Raw genomic sequence first — 20,586 nt, forward strand, 5'->3', positions numbered from 1 at the left:
ATGCCGATGTCGCCTTTGCTATGAGCAACGCTTGAACGGAGAGCCGGATGCGCTGAGAGGTGCAAGTCCGGTTCGGGGAGGAGAGGCCGGGAGATAGCTCGACTACGCCCGGCCTCTTACTCCACTCTCAACTTGGCAAGGTTGGCTGTACGTGGCATTCGTGATCGACGTATTTGCCCGCCGTATCGTTGGCTGGCGCGTCAGCTCGTCGATGACCACGGACTTCGTGCTGGATGCACTTGAACAGGCACTGTACGCCAGGCAACCGGGCGAGGACGGGACTTTGAGACACCACTCCGACAGAGGGTCCCAATACGTCAGCATTCGCTACAGCGAACGGCTGGCTGAGGCTGGTATCGAGCCGTCGGTTGGCAGCCGGGGCGACAGCTACGACAATGCGCTGGCTGAAACAATCAACGGCCTGTATAGGACGGAACTGACTCATCGGTGCGCCCCGTGGAAAACGAGGGAATCCGTCGAACTGGCAACGCTGGAATGGGTGGCTTGGTACAACCATCATCGGATGATGAAGCCGCTCGGCTATATCCCGCCCGCTGAGGCTGAGGCAAACTACTACAGGCAACTCAGAAATAGCGCTGACGTGCCTGCATTAACTTAAACCAATCAGCCTCCACGACTCCCGGCGCGGTTCACTGGCCTCTTCTAACAAAATCGCCTCACATGACCGTCGCCTTCGGAAAACAGATGATTTATTCGCCCCTTCAATCCACCTTGGCGATGCACTTGTTAGCTTGTGGGTGTGACCGCCACGCCATTCGTAGTTGCCGCAATTAATTTAATGTCGAGGGTTGGTGGAATCAGATTTAAACGCGAAAATTTAAATAAATCACCTTATTGTTGCGGTTCGGCGGGAGATGGATTAATGTGATGAGGATGGCAGATGGAGCAGTGAAATTGATGGAATTTGGTGTGCAGGCGCGATTGCACTTGAGTGTGGGCTGATGGCATCATGCCGGCCGCACTGGCGGGTATTTAAGCAAATCCCGTAGGGAATAAGTAATAAAAAATTGGATTTTATTAATTGTTTTTAATGGAGGATGCTGCTCCTGGGGGGCTCTCGTCACGGTTTAGGCTACGGCAGTACAGGCTTGACTCTATTTTATAAGCAATTCTCACCTCGCAAAATGGATGGTTTATCTATTGTCGTTGCAGGCAAGGAAATTGAGAAATTTCGGCCGCGACGGATGGATCTATTTATTTTCATGGAATTATGCTGCTTTATTGTGGCTCATTGCGTTGACGGGAAATGCATTGCGGTGACAATTTATTGATGATCAATGGACAAAATTCTTAAACCTGCTGATATAAAGGCTGCGGAACTCGAGGCGAAAGCGGAACGTCATTTCATCAAGCGTGAATTACATGACACTTTAATTTGCCTCCAGCAAGCAATTTCCATCAGGAAAGAGAGTGGGGATTGGAACGGTGCGGGCGATTGTGCACAAAGCGAGGGATATGTCCGTTTTGTCGTCGCCGATCATGCGGGAGCGATTAGATCATACGAGGAGGCTCTGGAGTTTCGCAAACGCACTAACGACCTTCGCGGTCAAGGCGTGACTTGCGGTCGGTTGGCCGAAGTATTTCAACATATTGGTGAGCATGCAAAGGCGGTGGAACTACTGGAAAGCGCTTTGCAGTATTTTGAACGTATCAATGCCCCAATAGACATCAGCACAATATTCAACAATATGGCCGTCTCGTATCGCGAAATGGGAGTCGCGGACAAGGCGCGGCAATGCTACGAGCGGTCGCTTGAGATTCGTCGGCAGGTAGGTGATTTTGACGGGATTGCAACGACGCTGCTGAATGTGGCCGTATTGTATATCGGTCTATCACATTATGATTGCGCTCACTTGTTTCTTGAAGAGGCACGTGATCTTCGCAGGGAAATGGGTGACAACGAAGGGTTGGGTCGAATTACCCTTCATCAGGGAAGGCTCCACGAGGAGCAGGGGGATATTTTATCTGCGATCGAATGCTACGAGGATGCATTGAATCTCGCCAGATCTGGAAAGTGCATTCAAAGCAGGATTGACGAGGCTATTGCGTTGCTCAATCTAGCTGACGCGTTGTCAAATCAAGGGAAGGTCGATTCTTCTCTCGCAAATCTCGATGTTGCTGCAAAGCTTTTTCTCGAAGCGGGAGTGATCCAGGGAATCGCTATGACGTACTATGGACGAGGGCGTACGCTCGCCGCAGCGGGGCGATCGACTGAGGCACTTGCCTGCTTCGGAGTAGCAAAGTCGCACTTTAAGAAGATTGATGATCGTCCGAGATTGATCTCCACAGGTATTGCCATCGGAAAAATCTTGTCTAGCTGTCGTCAGCATCGGGAAGCGCGTGACGAATTTGTATCAGCTCTCGAGCTACAGCAGCAGTTGTCGCTGCCTCAAAACGAGGCGATCACTCAGCAATTGATTAGGCGGGAATGTGCGGCACTCGGTGACGAGACGGGGGGCTGGAGTGCAGCGAGTGTTGCCGTGGATCGACTGGGGCATGTCATTACTGATCCAGGATTCGACGGCGTTGCAATAGATAATATTGCTAATTTTAAAGCGGCCGATTGTTCCATGCCAGACGCAGAGCAACCTGCAGGGCCGTACTCCTTACATTGAGTGCATGCGGTACGTTGGACCTATCCGAATGAAAGGGACTTCCTCGCTCCGAGGCTGCGGCGGAAGCCGCGAGTCGGCATCGAAGTGCCATGATGGAGTATCAAAACTTCATCAACACCAACAGAAGGGGGAAATTTGGGTCAATTGTCACCGTCGGGATCGATCTTTCAAAGAACGTGTTTGCCGTCCACGGCGTGGGTGAATCCGCCAAAGCGGTGCTATCAAACCACGTGTATCTCGCGACCAGAGCACATTGATCACCCAGTTGCCGCCATGCGTAATCGGCATGGAAGCGTGCTCGGGAGCGCATTATTGGGCGCGCGTGTTCTAGGAGTACGTCCACACAGCGAAGTTGATGGCGCCAAAGCTGGTCGCGCCATATCGGATGTCTGGCAAGCGCGGCAAGAACGACGCGGCTGATGCGGCCGCCATTTGCGAGGCGGCGACACGACCCAGCATGCGTTTCGTGCCACTCAAAGACGAGCATCAGCAGTCCACGCTTTGCCTGCATCGGACGCGACAGGGATCTGTCGAGGAAAGAACAGCGACCTACGATCGATTGCGCGGCCTGATCTCGCAGTTCGGAGTGTTCTACTGCAGGGTCCGGAAAGGCTTCCGCTAGACATCACGGCTCACCTGGACTCGCTGCCTAGCTGGTCGCGGCGATGCATCAGCGATTTGCTGGAGCATGCCGGCAACATTGAGGATCGGCTGGGTGCATATGACCGCGCGAATGCCGAGCTCGACAAATGGGCGTCCGAGAATGGCGTGGAGATTGACTTCTCGCGTCCTGGCAAGCCGACCGACAATGCGAAGAACGAATCCTTCAACGGACGCTTCCGGGAGGAATGCCTCAACGCTCATTGGTTCTTGTCGCTGGAGGACGCCAGACTCAAAATCGAGGTCTGGTGCGAGTACTATAACGAGGCGCGCCCTCACTCTGCGCTGCAGTGGATGACACCGGCAGAATTCGCCTGCCAATGCACCGATCGGGGCGATTCGGCCCACCCCGAAGATCAAGCGAAGTTGGGGTTCGCCGTCTGCGCAAAACCAGCGAGAGTTGCTTGTCTCCTCCAGGAGTCGACACCGTAGCGTCAATTCATCCCGGCAGTCTGAGATCTAACTCGATCAGCGGGGTTTGCGACGATTGCATCGGGAAACTACTTAGAAGAAAACGTGCTGGCGGAAAGCATACAGAAGGGGACGGTTTTTTATACTTTCTGACATCGCGATACCAACCACGGCAGGCGTTTCCCCGGATGTTCAGGAGATTTTCGATGGAAGCTGATAGATCGTTGCTCGCCCGTGTGCTCGTCTGTATGTTTGCGCTGTGCGCAGCGCAGGCGAGTTACGCGCAGCCGATCCGGCTCATGACGGGCGGCACCGCCAAGTTGATCTATCTTCCGGTGATGCTCGCGGACCAACTTGGCTATTTCCGCAAGGAAGGGCTGGATGTCCGCGTGCTCTCGTCACCAGCGGGCATTGATACCTCCACAGAACTCGTCGCGGGCGCAATTCAGGGCGCGGTCGGCTACTACGACCATACCATCGGGCTGCAGAGTCGCGGCATGGACGTGCAATCTGTGATCGTACTGGGGCAATCGGCAGGCCTCGTCGAACTGACCCACAGCACAAGCGCCATGCAGACGATGGCCAACGCGAAAGGACGTAGGCTCGGCGTGACCGGCTTTGGTTCATCGACCTACTTCCTGACGCGGTACCTGGCAACGCGCGCAGGCGTGGCTTCTGACGCTTACGCCGTTGTGCCGCTTGCTACCGAAACGGCTTTCGAACAGGCGCTCTCCTCGGGCGACATCGACGCAGGCATGACGGAGGAGCCGACCGCGACCCGCCTCCTGGTGCGCGGCGCGGCGCGGCGACTCCTTGATCTGCGCAGCACGTCAGACACGCGCGCGCAGCTAGGCGGCTCATTCGTGGGTGCGTGCATCTATATGCGCCGCGAGTGGATCGATTCTCATCCTGATGAGACGGCCCGTCTCGTGCGCGCAGTACTGACCGCTTTGCGTTTCATCCAGACTCACAATGAACAGGACATCGCGGCCGCGATGCCAGCGTCGCTCAAAGGCGGCGACCCGTCCGTCTACCTGCAGGCGCTTGCAGTCATGAAGCCGACCTTCTCGCCGACGGGTCGAATGCCCGTCGATGCACCGTCGACCGTGCTCGCGATTCTTGCAGAAGGCGATGCCGATGTATCGCGAAGGCATGTCGACCTGGCACGTACCTGGACCGATCGTTTCGTCGCAGACGTGCCGTAACACGTGAGTCACGTTCCCAAAGCTTAACCATCTTCAAAATACAGGAGACGTGCTCATGCGGGCCATCCAGATTCACAATTACGGCGGTCCAGAAGTGCTGCGCCGCGTCGAGATCGATATTCCGAAACCGGGGCCAGGTGAAGTGCTCGTGCGTGTCGTCACGGCAGGCATTAACTTTATGGACGTTCATACTCGGCAGGGCAAGTACCGCGATTCACGCACCTATCCCGTGCGAATTCCGTGCACGCTCGGTATGGAGGGCGCGGGCGAGGTCGTCGAGGTTGGGCCTGGTGTCTCGTCATGCCACACGGGCGATCGGGTCGCATGGTGCATTTCGTGGGGTGCATACGCCGACTACGCGGTGGTGCCGGCAGCGCGGCTTGCGCGAATATCTGACGGCATCGCTTATGACGTCGCGGCCGCGGCGATCTTTCAGGGTTCGACGGCGCACTATTTGCTGGAAGACGTTGCGAAACTCCAGGCGGGCATGACCTGTCTCGTGCACGCGGCGTCGGGTGGCATAGGCCAATTGCTGGTGCAGTTGGCAAAGCGGCGCGGCGCCGAGGTGTTTGCGACGACCAGCACGGCCGAGAAGGCGGCCATCGCGCGCACGCGCGGCGCGGATCATGTGCTGGTCTACGAGAACGGGGCATTCGCGGATCGCATTCGCGACCTGACCGATGGTCGGGGTGTCGACGTGGTGTTCGATGCGGTCGGCAAGACCACCTTGCGCGACAGCTTTCGCGCGACACGCGTACGCGGGTTGGTCGTCAATTACGGCTCGGTGACCGGTCCGATACGCGACCTTGATCCATACGAACTGGGTGAGGCGGGCTCGTTGTTCTTGACACGTCCGCGCCTAGCCGACCACCTTGCCGATGCCGTCACCGTCCAGCTGCGCGCCGACGACGTATTCGCCGCCATCGAGCAAGGCGCGCTATGTGTCGAGATTAACGGTCGCTATACGCTGGACAACGTCGAGGAAGCGCATGCCGCGCTCGAGGAACGACGCCAGTTCGGCAAGGCCGTAATGGACATCGGCTAGTCGGCGAGACTATCCGAAGCTTTTTTATATCCGGCGGTACTACGTGTCGCCGGTGACGCAACTCGTCCTTCCGGTTTCAGAGGACCTCCATGACACCCGAAACTCACCGTCGTTCTGAATCATCGTTTCGCGCGGTTTTCCGCGTCGTCAGCGGTAATTTCTTGGAGATGTACGACTTCACCGTTTATGCCTATTACGCGAGCGCCATCGCACGCACGTTCTTTCCCGCGGAAAATGAATTCGTTTCTCTGCTGCTCGCGTTGTCTGTGTTCGGCGCGGGTTTCGTCATGCGTCCGGTGGGTGCGCTTGTACTCGGAGCGTACGTCGACCGGCATGGGCGACGCAAGGGTCTAATACTGTCATTAACGCTGATGGCCATTGGCACTGCGTGCGTAGCGTTCGTGCCGGGCTATGCGTCGATCGGCTACGCGGCCCCCGTGGTCGTGTTGCTCGGGCGTTTGTTGCAAGGCTTCTCGGCGGGGGTCGAACTGGGCAGCGTCTCAGTCTATCTCGCGGAAATCGCGACGCCCGGCAAGCGAGGCTTCTTTTGCTCATGGCAATCAGGCAGCCAGCAGGTTGCTGTGATCTTCGCCGCGTCGCTTGGCGTGCTGCTCAACCAGACGCTTCCGCCAGCGGATGTGAGTGCGTGGGGCTGGCGCATTCCATTTTTGATCGGCTGTCTGATCGTGCCGTTCCTGTTCCTGATTCGCCGCACACTGCGCGAGACGGATGAATTCGCCTCCCGCAAGCATCATCCGCGCATGGGCGAGACCATGATGTCGATGGTGCAGAACGCTGGGTTGATCGTCGCGGGCATGGGGCTGGTCGTTATGACCACGGCGTCGTTTTATTTGATTACCACCTATACGCCGACCTTCGGCAAGGCAGTGCTGCATTTGTCTTCGATCGATTCGCTCATCGTCACAGTGTGCGTGGGTGTGTCAAACCTGATCTGGCTGCCAATTTCCGGTACGGTATCAGACCGCGTCGGTCGTCGGCCAATTCTGTTGGTATTTACTGCTCTGACTATGCTGACCTCCTATCCCGCGATGCAGTGGCTCGTCGCCGCGCCGTCGTTCGAGCGCTTGCTGCTAGTGCAATTGTGGCTCTCTATGCTGTATGCATGCTATAACGGCGCAATGGTCGTCGCGCTCGCTGAGTTGATGCCAGCGGACGTGCGTACTACGGGCTTCTCGATGGCCTATAGCCTCGCCACGCTAGTGGGCGGCTTCACACCCGCCATCTCGACGATGTTGATCCATTTTACCGGCGACAAGGCCGCCCCAGGCGCCTGGATGGGCGCGGCTGCCCTATGCGGCGCGGTGGCGACACTGGTGCTCTACCGTTCGCGCGAGGCCCGCAACGGATACAGGTGGCAAAGCGCTCCCGAGCAATGAAAATTCTTCTCATCGAAGACAACCGTCAACTCGCCCACTGGCTCACCAGGACGCTGATTGACGATGGCTTCATCGTCGATCATGTACTCGATGGCGAGGCCGCCGAAGCGATGCTCGCTGGCACGCGCTACGACGTGGTGCTGCTCGATCTTAATCTTCCAGGAAAATCGGGAAAGGCGATCCTGCGGTGCATGCGAGAAAACGCGAATGACACGCCGGTGCTGGTTCTGACCGCCACTGGCGATATCGGCGAGAAGGTCATCTGTCTCAGCGACGGCGCGGACGATTACGTTGTCAAACCCTTTGACGATCGCGAGCTGATCGCGCGCATCAAAGCGTTGGCACGGCGCCACGCGCCGGTGCGCTCGAATCGCATCCGCTGCGGAACATTGCTCTACGATATGGACCGACTGCAGTTCTTTGTCGGGGATGACGCGCTGTCGCTCACACCACGCGAGCATGCAGTGCTCGAAGCGCTAATCCTGCAAACGGGCCGTACGGTATCGAAGACGGTGCTGGCCGAAGCCATCGACGACGGTGATGCGCCGCCGAGCGGTGATGCGATCGAAATCTATATCTCGCGGCTCAGAAAAAAGATTGAGAAGAGTACAGCCGCGATTATCACACTGCGCGGGCTCGGGTACCTGCTTGAACATGAAGAGCCACAAACATAGCCTGCGTGTGCGGCTGCTGCTTTGGCTTATCGTGCCTATGACGGCGTTTGGTCTGATCGCCGCATGGGTCATGCACGCGAACGCTCGGCGCACCGCCGATCTGCTTCAAGATTCGGCGTTGTTGGCGGCGGCGCGCGTGATGGCCGCCGATGTGCGCTGGAGCGGGGATAGCCTGGTCGCGTCTGTCTCACCGAGCACGATCCAGATCGTCGGCACACCCGAGGGCGATTTGGTGTTCTATCGCATCGAAATTGAGGGCGGCGCGGTGATCGCCGGCACTTCGGATTTCCCGAGCACGCGCTTGACCGGGTCGCTACAGTGGTATGACGCAAAAGTGGCCGACTTGCCGGTCCGCGCTGTTTCGCTCGAACGGCCGATGTACGATGATGGCCGAACCATCAAACTGCTGGTGTCGGTGGGGCGGACCCTAACGGCGCGAGATGCGTTGATCACCTCACTCTGGAAGCCACAGGTCGTGTACATCCTTGGCAGCATTGCCGTCGCAATTGTGTTGATCTGCGCTGGCCTGGCACGCGAACTCAGGCCGCTCAATAGACTCGCGATCTCACTTAATGTGCACCCTTTGCAAAGCCGTGTCAGAATCGACTCCTCCGATCTTCATGCAGAGTTACGGCCACTGGTCGCGGCCTTCAACGCATCGCTTGACGTGATCGAGCGGCAGACCTCGACGCAGCGGCGCTTCATCGCCGACGCCGCGCATCAGATACGTACGCCGCTCTCGGTGCTCGGATCGCAACTTCAGTACGCGCGCCGCCAGCATAGCCTCGAAGAGGTGCGGAAAACACTGGCGGCAATGCATCACAGCAACCGCGCGATGGTCACGTTGATCAACCAGCTTCTGATGCTCGCCCAAGCAGAATCGGCTGATTATGCGGCGTTCGAGAGCGAAGCTGTGGACTTCGAAAACCTGATCACACGCGCTGTGGAGAAGCTTGCATTGGTGGCGAGCCGTCGAGATATTGAACTAGCCGTATCGTTCGGCGACGCGCTTGTCATCAAAGGGAGCGAATCGCTATTGTCTGCGGCGGTGTCCAATCTTATCGACAACGCGATCCGATATTCGCCCAACGGCACGCGGGTAACCGTCGAGGCAAAGCGCACAAATGGTGCTCTGCACGTCAACGTCATCGACGAAGGTCCGGGCATTCCAGTGACACTGCGCGAGCGCGTGTTCGAACCGTTTTTTCGAGCTTCGGAAGCAGAGGGTAGCGGACTCGGTCTGACAATCGCCAAAGAAATCGTGCGGGCACATGGCGGAACGGTCGCCATTAGCGAAGCATCGCCGGCACGGGGAGCGAAGATAAGTCTGATTTTCCGATTGTGAAAGCCAACAATACTTGCCGGAAGTGATTCTTGAGGATCGCGCTTACTGCGGAAGCGATGTTCGCCCTCACTTTGGGGTGGTTTTCGAATGGCGCATTCTTTCTGATACCCGCGGTCCCTAAGAGGCCAGTTCAAAAACCTTGCTCGGCTCGCCTGAAGATGCTTCAGCAGACGAGCGAGCAACCGAGTTTCAGGAATGCTTCATGAATGTCGGCACGTCGCTCGAAGCGCGTGCGTAGACGACGGAAATTATGGAGCCAGGAGTGCGTACGTTCGACTACCCAACGATACTTGCCGAGCCCGCTGCCATGTTCGGTCCGGCGCTTCGCGATCGCGGGCCTGATGCCGCGTTCACGCAGCGCACGTCGGTGGCGCGTGGAATCGTAGCCTCGATCGGCGTAGACGACGCTTGGCTTCTGAAGTGGTCGGCCACGGACACCGCGAATCGGCGGAATTGCATCAACGAGCGGCAGCAACTGCGTGACGTCGTTGGCGTTCGCCCCGGTCAGGATCGCGACAACGGGAACGCCGTTGGCGTCTACGAGGATGTGGTGCTTGGAACCGGGGCGCGCACGATCCGTGGGGTTCGGGCCTGTTTTTCGCCCGCCCCAACGGCTCGCACGGACGACGAATCGACCGCAGCGTATGACAGATCGATCTGGCCGGCCGCACGCAACTTGTCGAGCAGCAGCTCGTGCAGTTGGTCCCATACACCAGCCTTTTGCCAGTCGTTCAATCGCCGCCAGCAAGTTTCGCCCGAGCCGAAGCCCAGCCGAGTTGGCAAGTGGTTCCAGCGGATTCCCGTTTTGAACACGAACAGGATGCCGTTGAGCGCCGTACGATCGGACACGCGCGGACGACCAGGATCGCTCTTCGCTCGAGGCTTCACGGGTGGCAGCAATGGTTCGATCAGTATCCACAGCTCGTCGTCAATGATCGGCGCTTCAATCCTTGGGCTTCCGTTGTTCTGGTCACCAAGGTTAACAGCTCGCCGAGGAAGTAACCAGTCCCCTCACGGGGTTTTTGAGCTGGCCTCTAATACTACAGCCGTAACTAATTCGATGGAGGGGAGCACCCGCGCTTCCGGTAATGGGACTGCTGCGCCCGCCATTGATGAGTCCGGTGCCAGATAGACCATTCCACCATGTAATCGATCGAGTGGGTCGCGCGCCATAACAGCCGACACAGTAACTGGCGGATCTCCTGAACGCTGAGCGGCACCACGCCATCAGGCGTTTTTTTTGCCGCGGACCCTCAGCGTGGCGAGTGCGGCGTGGGCAAGCAGAGCGAAAGTGATATGGCGATACCAGCCCTGCCATCGGCGAACCTCATACTGGTCCAGGCCAGATTCGCCCTTGGCCGCCTCGAAGCCAATCTCGATTTCCCACCGGCGGCCCGCGACGTTGACCAGCGTTTGTCGCGTAGCCTTCCTGCGTGGGGCATACACCACGTAGAAGGCGTGTTCACGCTTCTCGTCAAGGCTGCGCCGTACCAGCAGGTAATGCCCGAAACGACGTTCCTCCGCCGTCATCTGCAAACGCCAGAGCGGAGTCAGCGCCCAGTCGTACAAACGCTCGCCTTTGGCCCCCGCGCCCGCCGACAGACGTCGCCATGCGCCGGCCGGCCGGCTTGCTGCGATCTTGTCTGCGCGAACGTAGGTCGGCCCCTGCCACCACAACGGCTCGTTCTTCGCTACGGCGAGCACGAAGGATTGTTCGCGCGACTCCAGCCATAGTCGTAAATGCCGGTCGCCACCGTATACCTCGTCGCCCGTCACCCAGCCGCACGGCACGCCTGCGTCCAGTGCCCGCTCAAGCATCTGTCTGGCAAGCTGCGGTTTGGTCGCGAACTTCCTCGTATCCGGAACGCCTGCGGACATGCAGCGTTGCGGGTCCTCGATCCAGGATTGGGGCAAATAAAGCTCGCGGTCAATGAAGGCGCTACCCCCGTTGCCGGCATAGCAGAGAAACACCCCGATCTGGCTGTTCTCGATGCGCGCGGCGTCCGCATCCCACTTCGCACGCTCGAGCAGGTACTGCACTCCGTCAGGGGTCGAGTCTCCGATCCATTCCGCAAGCTGCCAGCCGTTTTTGCGCTCGGCCGTACCCAGCAGTCCCTTCAGATAGGACAGTGACCGCTCACGCGACTCGGACCGACTGAACTGGTTTGCCAGACGCGCGTGTAACGCCTCAAGTTCATGCTCCCATTCCTTTACGAGTGATTTCATATCTCATATTTTAATCGCACTACTAACATAATATAATAAAAAATAGTTACGGCTGTAGTACTAGGCCACTACGAGGGGCGCGGCTAGCGAGGGTTTCATCATCACGCAAGCCTGAGCATCGCCGCTTACGGCTTCCTGATGGCCGAGCGCCTCATCGCCGAACAGTCAGGCAGCGGTAAAAAAACTTCGTCGCACAAGTACCTGACGTTCCCGAGGATTACCTCCCACGCGGCAGTCCTGCGCGCGCAGCGTCATGTCCCGACCTCGATCACAAGCCTGCGTCATAGCCTGAGCTATCACCTGCTCGCCCGCATGGACTTGTGCCCTTGTTGCGGGCGTGCCGGCAAGGCGCTACGTTTACGACACAGTAAGACTATAGAGACTTCTTCATTCATGGCGTGAGGAATGATGGACTGGGAGACGTCATTCGAGGCGTATCTGGAACATTTGTGTGAGGCGCTTGGGCAAAGTGACCGCGAGTCGGGACTGAGAGGCTATTGCCAAGGGCTGATGCTGCCAATTCAGCGCAAGAGCGTCGAGCCGCTGGCGGCACATCTGGCACCGGAACATGTGAGCGCGCGGCACCAGTCGCTGCATCATTTCGTGGCGAAGTCGGAATGGTCCGATACGGCGCTGCTCGAGCAGGTGCGGCGCTGGGTGCTGCCGCACATGAACCCCGCTGGCGGGTTGTACTGGATCATTGACGACACGGGGTTTCCCAAGAAGGGCAAGCATTCGGTCGGCGTGGCATGGCAATACTGCGGCCAGCTGGGCAAGCAGGATAACTGCCAGGTTGCGGTGAGCCTGTCAGTGGCGACGGAAGACGCGAGCCTACCGGTGTCGTATCGACTGTATCTGCCGCGTGAATGGAGCGACGATCCCGTGCGACGACGGAAAGCTGGCGTGCCCGAGGAAATCGAATTTGCAACCAAACCGGAGATTGCGACCGGGCAGTTGCGCGAAGCACGGCAAAGCGGCGCGCTCGACGGCATCGTGTTGACCGATGCGGGCTATGGAGACGACACCTCGTTTCGGGAGGCCATCAGCGAGCTCGGGCTGCAGTATGCGGTGGGCATTCGCTCGAACACGCGCGTCTGGGCGCCGGGCACGGCGCCTCTACCGCCCGAGCCCGCCGCGGGGAAATCGGGCCGGCCACGCGGCTTGTTACGGCGCGCACCGGGACATGAGCCGATCGGAGTCAAGGATCTGGCCTCGACGCTCGATGCCTCGCGCTATCGCAACGTGATATGGCGCGAAGGTACGTGCGCCGCGCTCAGTTCGCGCTTTGCTGCCGTGCGCGTGCGCGCTTCACACCGCGATTACTGGCGCTCCACACTGCGCGATGAGGAATGGCTGCTGATCGAATGGCCCGAAGGTGATGCGCAGCCACTCAAGTACTGTCTTTCGACTTTGCCTCTGGACACCACGCTCGAACGACTGGTTCATGTCGCCAAAATGCGCTGGCGTATCGAGTGGGACTATCAGGATCTCAAGCAGGAATTCGGCCTGGGACACTTCGAAGGACGTGGCTGGCGTGGATTTCATCACCATGCATCGTTGTGTATTGCTGCCTATGGGTTTCTTGTTGCTCAACGCCTCATTCAAGGCGGCAGTAAAAGAAACTCCGCGATCTGCAACCCATTTGCCTTACCCTCGAATTACGTGCCACGCGGGTCCCCAGCGAACGCAGCGCCACGTTGCTGATTCCATCACCACGCTGCGCTGGCGTATCGCTGCATACATCGCCCGCCGGCTCCAGCGATGCCCGTTTTGCTCGGCACTCAATGTCGATTTATTGACACCGTAAGACTAACGCTTGACGAAGAACATAGGGGCACCCCCCGCTTGCCACGAATGGGCGGGATGGCCTCGATCAGCGGCAGCAGTTGGGTGACGTCGTTACGATTGGCGCCCGTGAGGATCAGTGCGAGCGGGATGCCCTGCGCTTCGGTAATGAGATGTTGCTTTGAACCGGGTCGCGCCCGATCGGTGGGATTGGGTCCTGTTTTTGACCTGATCCCATTGCACGAATGGAGAACGAATCGATGACCACGCGCGACCAGTCGATACGATCGGCTGCACGAAGTTTCGCCAGCAATACTTCGTGCAGCCGGTCCCAAACGGCCGCCTGTTGCCAGCCGTGCAGTCTGCGCCAACAGCTCATGCCCGAGCCACAGCCCATTTCCTGTGGGAGCATTTCCCAAGGAATACCGGACTGCAGCACGAACAGGATGCCGATCAGCACGGCGCGATCGTCGAGCGGCTTGCGGCCCGGGTATCGCGTGCGGCGTGGCTTCGGTGGAGGCAGCAACGGTTGGATCAGTGACCACAGTTCGTCATCGAGTATCGGTTTAGCCATGACCTCCTCGTCAGCGAAACAACGAAGAGGCTAACAAAACGTGCAGCGGGTTAACAGCCCTCGACACTCATTTTGTTAGAGCTTTTAAGAATCAAACGACACGATAACTATTCTGACGCCGAGGAAATCTATCGAGAGACGGTTATTCCTCCTTTTCTAACTCCGCAGTCCATCTTGTTGCGATTGCCAAGGCCCTGGCTGTGGCGTCGCCTCTGTTCGCCATCACGGCAAAGTGACCCAATGTCACCTTCTTCCCTGAGAGCGATATTCTCGCAACATAGGTTGGAGACTTCCCACCGCTGGGCTCGATGAAATTAACGCCGTTTGGCAAACCGGGCTCCTCTGCTCGTGTTTTAGCCCGGTCCCACATGCCCGGTGGGAATTTAGCAATGGCTTGAGCATCGCCTACACCAGTTTCCATTTCTAAGATCATCCGCGTCGCGATCGCCATGCTTTTGGCTTTGCGTTCATCGCGATCTTCCAAAACCGAAAAATAACCATGAAATTTATTTTTGAAATGGACCGAGTAGCAACGGCTGGGGCCTCTCGCGGACGCTTCCCTTAGGGTTACGCCACGGGGCAATCCTGGCTGATCGGCACGCTGTTGAGCGGCTTCCCACACGCCGCCCGGAAATTTCTCGATAATGGATTGATCTTTTTTTTCCAGATTATTTTCCGACTTCGCCATCATAATAGTTGCGATGGCTAGCGCTTTGGCGGTGGCATTGTCACGGCCCGGTAGTACCGAAAAACTGCCGAGGGTTTTTTCCTTCCCATCCATCCTCATGCCGGCGAGATATCTATTGCTCGTAAATCTTACGCCAGTTGGCAAGCCACGCTCTAGGGCTTTTAATTGAGCCTGTTCCCAGATATTCGGTGGGAATTTGGCAATGACGTCCGTGTCTTTTCTTTGCCCGCCACCTTCTAACGCTTCAGCGGCCAACCGAGTTGCGATAGCCATGGCTCTAGATTTTGAGTTGTCGCGGCCTTGTACAACGGAGAAATATCCGACGCGCTTTCTACTCAAATGTGCTTGATAGACTGGCTTGGGTTTTTTGTCGGTTGCCTCTTGGAATGTTACGCCAGTCGGTAACGTGGATTGCTTCGCCAGTACCTGCGCCTTCTCCCATATACCGGGTGGAAATTTCGAAATGATCAAGTCATCGCTTTTTTTGTCAATGTCCGACGGACTACTTACCCGTTTTCCTTTGACGGTGGCAGATTCTTCCTCCTCCAAATTCTCGAAATCGTAGTCCTCCACGTCGGTGGCTGGGACGCTCGACAGCGACGACGAGTCGTCGTCTTCAGGCTGGTCAATGGTCAGTGCTTGCAAGCGGCTGGCCGTTGCGCTACTTTCCGAGTGGATAAATGGACTCGCATCGGGCTCCAACGCACTACGGAGGGACCGCCTAGGCGACTGACGCGGCGGATTCATCATCGAAGCAGCGCGGCCGCTTGCGCCAAAAGAGAGTGAGGATTGGTGCCGTTTTGGTTCTCGTGGGTTATTGCTTGGAGCGGGCCGCTTCGCGCTGGAGGCAGTGGTCGAGGGTGTGATCGCGTCCAGCCCTGGTGCGTCGATATTCATTTCATCGTCCACTGGTTCGGTTTTGATTTCCTGCTGAATCTCGGACGGGTTCTGCAACGACATTCCGGGTCGTTTTCCACCATAGAAATAACCACCGTCCCCGTAATCCAATATCGCTTGCATGCCTTTTGGTACTAGTGCGATTTGAAATAAATGTGGAGCCACCACGCGGCGCGGTTCGCCATACTTATTAGTGGTATTGACAATGACGTCGACAGCGATGAAATGCGCTTGCTCCTCCGGTGAGGCTTTACCATTCATGAATTGCGCCAGGTTGCCGCCGCCGTATGGAGCAAAGCGAACCAGCTCCCGGTGGTTCCTCGGATCGCCAGCCCGCATTGAGAAGTCGTCGAAAGCCGCTTTGCTGGTTTGTGCGATGTACTGCCTGCGCTGGGCTGCGGTCTTGAGCTCCGCCCCAGCGAATGGCGGCCCCATCCCGCCGAAATTCTGGTTGTCGTAATCGATGGCCACCACGCCGAAAGTTTTTGCAAGTGCTTGTGCTTGCTCCTTGCTGTAACACTCTTTTGGGGTCAATCGCTTGGGCCGCCATTGCAAAGCAGAAGGTGGTTTTTTATTGTGCAACGGCGCCTCGTATTCCGCCTTGATTTCATTTTCACGCTTAGCAAAGTAGTCGGGCTTGGCGGCTTCGACAGGAAAATAGTGCTGCATGATCGATTTTGTTTCAGGCGGTAATTCGATATTCCCAACCTTAACATTTGGGTGACACCGAAACGGATCCGCAGGCGAAACATAGTCTGAATGAACCGCGTAAGGTTTTTGCGAATCCTTTATCGGGAAACCGTGATTGACCTTAGCCACCGGTATTTGCGAACCGTGCATCTCCATCAATAATTCGCCCGTATGGAGATCGCTGACCACCGTTCTCATAGGGGTTACATGATGAAAAGCCAAGCCCATCTCCGTGCGAAGGCTAATGTCGTTGCTCGCCGGTTGCGTATTGGATAAGCCGACATCCGGCATGTCGACATCATCGGTAAATGATGACGCCCGTGGTTTTTTTGCGGCGCGACGATCAAGCGATTCTTCTTCCTCGTCTTGCACTTTGCTGGCCTGTCGGCGCGGCAGGCGGCTTAAGGGGCTCGGAACCGAGGGCGGCAGATGTTGTCCGCGGGCTGCACTCGATCCTTCGCCAGATGGTCCTGAAGAAACTCCTGCCGCAGATTCTGATGGAACGTGCGAAGCTAAGGTGGAAAGATTGATACGATTTCCTGACATCTAGATTCTCCATATCGTGCAGTAGGTATTAGCACATTGCCGGCATGTTGCCGGCAACGCTACGTCAATTGCGGGTATGAAACAAACCGACTTGCAGCAAAGCGCACCCGCCGCTTTGGCAGGCAATCGAGTGAGGACAAGCAATTGAAGCATGCGCGTCTCGTGGTGCCCACTCTGATATGCAAGACTAAGGTTCTGAACCGCACCGGGTTTTGTGGAGGCTCCAACTCTTGAGAGAATGGAGCCATGAACAAGAAGCCAAACAAGTTTTCCCCGGAAGTCCGAGCGCGCGCAGTGCGCCTGGTGCGCGAGCAGCGTAGCGAACACCCGTCGATGTGGGTGGCAGTCGAATCGATTGCACCGATGATCGGCTGCACGCCGCAAACGCTGCTGGGTTGGGTCAAACGCGACGAGGTCGAGCGCGGGGAGCGCGATGGTGTGAGCACGGCCGAGCGTGAACGCATCAAGGCCCTGGAGCGCGAGGTCAAAGAACTGCGCCGGACCAACGAGATTATCAAGCTTGCGAGCGCGTTTTTCGCCCAGGCGGAACTCGACCGCCGTTTCAAGTCCTGAAGGCCTTCATTGATCAGCATCGCGACACCTTCGGGGTCGAGCCGATCTGCAAGGTCTTGCGGATTGCCCTGTCGGGCTACCGACGCCATGCGGCACAACTTCGCGATCCGTCCAAACGCTGTGTTCGCGCGAAACGCGATGAGCTTTTGCAACCGGAGATCACGCGTGTCTGGCAAGTCAACATGCAGGTCTATGGCGTGCGGAAGGTCTGGAAGCAGATGAACCGAGAAGGCATTGCAGTGGCACGCTGCACGGTCGGTCGGTTGATGAAGCTGCAGGGTTTGCGTGGCGCAGTTCGCGGTAAGCGAGTTCGCACAACGATTCCCGATGTGATCGCGCCGCGCCCGCTGGACCGAGTGAACCGGCAGTTCAAGGCCGATCGACCGAATCAGCTCTGGGTGTCGGATTTTACGTATGGCTCGACTTGGCAAGGCTGGCTGTACGTGGCATTTGTGATCGACGTGTTCGCCCGCCGTATTGTCGGTTGGCGCATCAGCTCGTCGATGACCACGGACTTTGTTCTGGATGCACTTGAACAGGCGCAGTACGCCCGCCAACCGGGCGAGGACGGAACCTTGATTCATCACTCCGACAGAGGATCCAATACGTCAGCATTCGCTACAGCGAACGGCTGGCTGAGGCAGGCATCGAGCCATCGGTTGGCAGCCGGGGCGACAGCTACGACAATGCGCTGGCTGAAACGATCAACGGCCTGTACAAGACGGAACTGATTCATCGGCGCACCCCTTGGAAAGCGATGGAATCCGTCGACCCGGCGCCCCTGGAATGGGTGGCCTGGTACAACCATCATCGGCTGATGGAACCGCTCGGCTATATCCCGCCCGCTGAGGCTGAGGCAAACTACTACAGGCAACTCAGAAATGCCGCTGACGTGCCTGCATTAACTTAAACCAACCAGCCTCCACGATTCCCGGTGCGGTTCACGCTCGATCTCCGCGAATGCCACCATCACGGACAACATCAGGTCTGCCATGGGGGAGTCCTCGCCAGTGAATGTAAAGCATTCCTTTATACATTCAATGCGTACAATGGGTTTCCCGACATCAGGGTAGGGTGTGGTTCAACTTGACAACAAATTGCAGCGTGAGATTAGTCCTTTCCAGCCATTCCATGACCGGAGCAACAGCTTCGTCGGAAACACCCTGGTCCCAAAACGGTGATGCAACCAGCACATCAACATCGAGTCCCTCGATGGAATGTCTCACTATAACGGCCCCAACTTGCATGCGTCTTGCTCGATCGACAATGCTCCACACCCTGGCTTGACCCGCATTGCGCTGCAGCTCGATGCAGAACGCCTCTTGCAATGCACCGTCCCTGGACTTGTCTTTCATCCAGTCAACCCGTGAAGCCAAGGCCTCATCCTGAAGAAGCACAGCCAACAGGTTCCACGCGTAGACGCCCGTTAACGCTACGACAAGGAAGCGATCAGTTTCGAATATCGGTGGAGGCGACGAATGTCCAAAGCACCACGACTGTTGATCTGCGCTCGATTTCATATGGAATCTTTATTTTCGTTCGAAAAGCAACATTCTTCGCTTAGCTTAATCTCTGAGAAGGCGCTAAAGCAAAGTAGAGCCCCGAACGGCGAACTTTTATTCCCTAAGAGACGGTTTCAAAAAGGGCCTGTGGGGACTGTTAACTTTCGCGGCGAGCTGTTAACCTCAGGCATCGGAACAACCGAGATCGAGGAGATGGGCAAGCCGATCATCGACGACGAGTTGTGGGCACTGATCGAACCGTCACTGCCACCATCCAAGCCGCGGCGCGAGAAGAACCCGGGCCGCCTGCCTGTTTCGAATCGCGCCGCGCTGACCGGTATCTTGTTCGTTCTCAAGACTGGGCTTCGCTGGCGCGACCTGCCTGCCGAGATGGGGTGCGGCTCGGGCGTGACATGTTGGCGACGACTACGCGACTGGCAGGAGGCCGGCGTGTGGGATCGCTTGCACGAGCTGCTGCTCGCGAAGCTGCGAGCAGCAGACCAGATCGACTTCTCGCGAGCCGCTGTCGATTCGTCATCGATTCGCGCCGTTGGGGCGGGCCAAAAACTGGGCCAAACCCAACCGATCGCGCGCGACCCGGTTCCAAGCACCACATCGTCACCGACGCCAACGGCACGCCGCTTGCCGCGATCCTGACCGGCGCGAACGTCAACGATGTCACGCAATTGCTGCCGCTGATTGACGCGATTCCGCCGATTCGCGGACTGCGAGGCCACCCGCTGCACAGACCGCGTGTGGTCTACGCCGATCGAGGATACGACTCCGAGCGACATCGACGAGCGTTGCGCAATCGCGGTATTGAACCGGTGATCGCCAGGCGCCGTACCGAACATGGCAGTGGCCTTGGCAAATATCGCTGGGTCGTTGAACGCACGCATGCTTGGCTGCATCACTTCCGTCGCCTCCGTATTCGTTTCGAGCGACGTGCGGACATTCACGGCGCGTTCCTCAAACTCGGTTGCTGCCTGATCTGCTGGAATACCCTTCGGCGCGTCGAGCAGTCTTTATGAAACCGTCTCTAAGGCGGGATCGGCGATGATCCTCGGGATCAATTCCACGCAGCTGGCCCTGGGGTTGTCGAATCCTGCGATAGCCTGGCTGGCCGAGATCGCCATTGCGCATGCGCCAGCGATTCTACTCATGGGCGGCACGACCGTTGGCTTGCAGGCGGGTGCCGGCGCCGGCATTCTCGTCGGCTACCTGCATTGACCAGTCTGGCCGGGAGGGGCGGCGTCAGACGCGTCGCAACTGGAGGTGAAAGGGGGATTCCCCGTATTGCTGGCAGGCTGGATAGGCATGTCGAACCACGGTTGAGCGTATTACCGCATTGGACATGTCCGATGGGCATGCTGCGCGACCGGACGCGAAGCGGACGCCTCAAAATCCGAAGCCGCGTGAAGGCCGGTGCCTTTGCGCCGTGTTTCCGCGGACCAGCGCGTCCAGTGCGGCGCCGATATCGCGGCGCGCCGAGGGCGTGCCGGCCTGTGAATTCCGGAACGCGTGCACATGGGGGTTGTCGAGGGCGCGAGCGCCGGAGGCCACCAGTTCGTCCTTCAGCTCGCTCAGGGTAGGGCGGGCCCGCCCCTGGGCGTCAGGCGTCGCCCGCAGCCAGCTGGCCAGATGGGCCAGCTGGCCAGCATGGATTTGCGCCGTGCGCTCGTTCGTCCCGGACGCCTGACGGTAGGCGTCGAGCAGCGCCCGGTCATCGGCA

At 57.9% G+C, this 20,586-nt stretch carries 14 protein-coding genes, 5 pseudogenes and 1 other annotated feature; of the genes and pseudogenes, 13 read left to right on the plus strand and 6 right to left on the minus strand.

All coding sequences use genetic code 11. From position 1 onward, the window contains the following. Positions 1-118 precede the first annotated feature (118 nt). The 8 genes and pseudogenes from BDI24065_RS39340 to BDI24065_RS39380 all read left to right on the plus strand — a co-directional run. A pseudogene (locus tag BDI24065_RS39340) lies at positions 119-619 on the plus strand (IS3 family transposase); the annotation flags it as partial. A 679-nt stretch (positions 620-1,298) separates the two neighbouring features. Then, complete coding sequence (locus tag BDI24065_RS39345; RefSeq protein ID WP_175035728.1) at positions 1,299-2,636, plus strand: tetratricopeptide repeat protein; 1,338 nt, start codon at positions 1,299-1,301, stop codon at positions 2,634-2,636. A gap of 92 nt (positions 2,637-2,728) precedes the next feature. Further along, positions 2,729-3,728 (plus strand): annotated as a pseudogene (locus BDI24065_RS39350) (IS110 family transposase). A 185-nt stretch (positions 3,729-3,913) separates the two neighbouring features. Then, positions 3,914-4,912, plus strand: a complete 999-nt coding sequence (locus BDI24065_RS39360) for an ABC transporter substrate-binding protein (protein WP_175035729.1) — start codon at positions 3,914-3,916, stop codon at positions 4,910-4,912. Between the two features lie 55 nt (positions 4,913-4,967). Further along, a complete protein-coding gene (locus tag BDI24065_RS39365) occupies positions 4,968-5,957 on the plus strand; it encodes a quinone oxidoreductase family protein (protein WP_175035730.1) in 990 nt (329 codons plus the stop codon). Positions 5,958-6,046: 89 nt separating this feature from the next. Beyond that, complete coding sequence (locus tag BDI24065_RS39370; RefSeq protein ID WP_175035731.1) at positions 6,047-7,354, plus strand: MFS transporter; 1,308 nt, start codon at positions 6,047-6,049, stop codon at positions 7,352-7,354. Beyond that, the gene (locus tag BDI24065_RS39375; RefSeq protein ID WP_175035732.1) at positions 7,351-8,028 is read left to right on the plus strand and encodes a response regulator transcription factor; all 678 of its coding nucleotides are present in this window, start codon (positions 7,351-7,353) and stop codon (positions 8,026-8,028) included. Before BDI24065_RS39370 ends, BDI24065_RS39375 begins: the two co-directional genes overlap by 4 nt. Next, on the plus strand, positions 8,009-9,373 hold the full coding sequence (locus BDI24065_RS39380; protein WP_175035733.1) for a sensor histidine kinase: 1,365 nt from the start codon (positions 8,009-8,011) through the stop codon (positions 9,371-9,373). The genes BDI24065_RS39375 and BDI24065_RS39380 overlap by 20 nt, the downstream gene beginning before the upstream one ends. 163 nt (positions 9,374-9,536) lie before the next feature. Here the strand turns inward: BDI24065_RS39380 and BDI24065_RS39385 are convergent. Together BDI24065_RS39385 and BDI24065_RS39390 are read right to left on the minus strand one after the other, a co-directional pair. Then, positions 9,537-10,321, minus strand: a protein-coding gene (locus BDI24065_RS39385) for an IS5 family transposase (RefSeq protein ID WP_175035739.1) whose coding sequence is annotated in 2 segments (ribosomal slippage) — positions 9,537-9,973 and positions 9,973-10,321 — 786 coding nt in all. Because the reading frame shifts where the segments join, the coding sequence is not laid out codon by codon here. A gap of 279 nt (positions 10,322-10,600) precedes the next feature. Further along, positions 10,601-11,599, minus strand: coding sequence for an IS701 family transposase (locus tag BDI24065_RS39390; RefSeq protein ID WP_175035734.1), 999 nt, complete (start codon positions 11,597-11,599; stop codon positions 10,601-10,603). 60 nt (positions 11,600-11,659) lie between these two features. On the opposite strand from BDI24065_RS39390, the pseudogene BDI24065_RS41265 reads away from it, so the two are divergent. Further along, positions 11,660-11,970, plus strand: a pseudogene (locus BDI24065_RS41265) (IS701 family transposase); the annotation flags it as partial. A 37-nt stretch (positions 11,971-12,007) separates the two neighbouring features. Continuing rightward, positions 12,008-13,303 carry an IS701 family transposase gene (locus BDI24065_RS39395; RefSeq protein WP_175035740.1) on the plus strand — a complete coding sequence of 432 codons (1,296 nt, stop codon included), beginning with the start codon at positions 12,008-12,010 and terminating at the stop codon, positions 13,301-13,303. A 125-nt stretch (positions 13,304-13,428) separates the two neighbouring features. On the opposite strand, the pseudogene BDI24065_RS39400 reads toward BDI24065_RS39395, so the two are convergent. Continuing rightward, a pseudogene (locus BDI24065_RS39400) lies at positions 13,429-13,958 on the minus strand (IS5 family transposase); the annotation flags it as partial. A 142-nt stretch (positions 13,959-14,100) separates the two neighbouring features. Then, positions 14,101-16,779 (minus strand): hypothetical protein, encoded by a 2,679-nt coding sequence (locus BDI24065_RS39405; RefSeq protein ID WP_175035735.1) that lies wholly within the window; start codon positions 16,777-16,779, stop codon positions 14,101-14,103. Positions 16,780-17,025: 246 nt separating this feature from the next. Here BDI24065_RS39405 and BDI24065_RS39410 point away from each other — a divergent pair. After that, positions 17,026-18,262, plus strand: a pseudogene (locus BDI24065_RS39410) (IS3 family transposase). Beyond that, positions 17,307-17,423 (plus strand) — a sequence feature (AL1L pseudoknot). Its footprint overlaps the pseudogene before it by 117 nt. Before the next feature lie 154 nt (positions 18,263-18,416). Here the strand turns inward: BDI24065_RS39410 and BDI24065_RS41440 are convergent. Then, positions 18,417-18,872: a GNAT family N-acetyltransferase gene (locus tag BDI24065_RS41440; protein ID WP_175035736.1), complete on the minus strand. Its 456-nt coding sequence runs from the start codon at positions 18,870-18,872 to the stop codon at positions 18,417-18,419. 195 nt (positions 18,873-19,067) lie between these two features. Here BDI24065_RS41440 and BDI24065_RS39425 point away from each other — a divergent pair. Together BDI24065_RS39425 and BDI24065_RS39430 are read left to right on the plus strand one after the other, a co-directional pair. Then, positions 19,068-19,885 (plus strand): IS5 family transposase gene (locus tag BDI24065_RS39425; protein WP_175035737.1). Its coding sequence is split into 2 segments (ribosomal slippage): positions 19,068-19,416 and positions 19,416-19,885, totalling 819 coding nucleotides; the frame shifts between segments, so codons are not numbered across the junction. A 25-nt stretch (positions 19,886-19,910) separates the two neighbouring features. Next, entirely contained in the window at positions 19,911-20,084 is a 174-nt protein-coding gene (locus BDI24065_RS39430) for a hypothetical protein (protein ID WP_254609953.1), read from the plus strand. Positions 20,085-20,252: 168 nt separating this feature from the next. On the opposite strand, the gene BDI24065_RS39435 is transcribed toward BDI24065_RS39430, so the two are convergent. Further along, positions 20,253-20,586, minus strand: a 334-nt coding sequence (locus BDI24065_RS39435) for a hypothetical protein (protein ID WP_175035738.1), incomplete at its 5' end; no start/stop codon positions are given.

The organism is Burkholderia lata (assembly GCF_902499025.1).
Lineage (GTDB): Bacteria > Pseudomonadota > Gammaproteobacteria > Burkholderiales > Burkholderiaceae > Burkholderia > Burkholderia lata_C.

Bases quoted from the DNA above. Each gene is read 5' to 3' on its own strand.
- BDI24065_RS39345 (WP_175035728.1), top strand. From the start codon at position 1,299: ATGGACAAAATTCTTAAACCTGCTGATATAAAGGCTGCGGAACTCGAG.
- BDI24065_RS39360 (WP_175035729.1), top strand. From the start codon at position 3,914: ATGGAAGCTGATAGATCGTTGCTCGCCCGTGTGCTCGTCTGTATGTTT.
- BDI24065_RS39365 (WP_175035730.1), top strand. From the start codon at position 4,968: ATGCGGGCCATCCAGATTCACAATTACGGCGGTCCAGAAGTGCTGCGC.
- BDI24065_RS39370 (WP_175035731.1), top strand. From the start codon at position 6,047: ATGACACCCGAAACTCACCGTCGTTCTGAATCATCGTTTCGCGCGGTT.
- BDI24065_RS39375 (WP_175035732.1), top strand. From the start codon at position 7,351: ATGAAAATTCTTCTCATCGAAGACAACCGTCAACTCGCCCACTGGCTC.
- BDI24065_RS39380 (WP_175035733.1), top strand. From the start codon at position 8,009: ATGAAGAGCCACAAACATAGCCTGCGTGTGCGGCTGCTGCTTTGGCTT.
- BDI24065_RS39390 (WP_175035734.1), bottom strand. From the start codon at position 11,599: ATGAAATCACTCGTAAAGGAATGGGAGCATGAACTTGAGGCGTTACAC.
- BDI24065_RS39395 (WP_175035740.1), top strand. From the start codon at position 12,008: ATGGACTGGGAGACGTCATTCGAGGCGTATCTGGAACATTTGTGTGAG.
- BDI24065_RS39405 (WP_175035735.1), bottom strand. From the start codon at position 16,779: ATGTCAGGAAATCGTATCAATCTTTCCACCTTAGCTTCGCACGTTCCA.
- BDI24065_RS41440 (WP_175035736.1), bottom strand. From the start codon at position 18,872: ATGAAATCGAGCGCAGATCAACAGTCGTGGTGCTTTGGACATTCGTCG.
- BDI24065_RS39430 (WP_254609953.1), top strand. From the start codon at position 19,911: ATGATCCTCGGGATCAATTCCACGCAGCTGGCCCTGGGGTTGTCGAAT.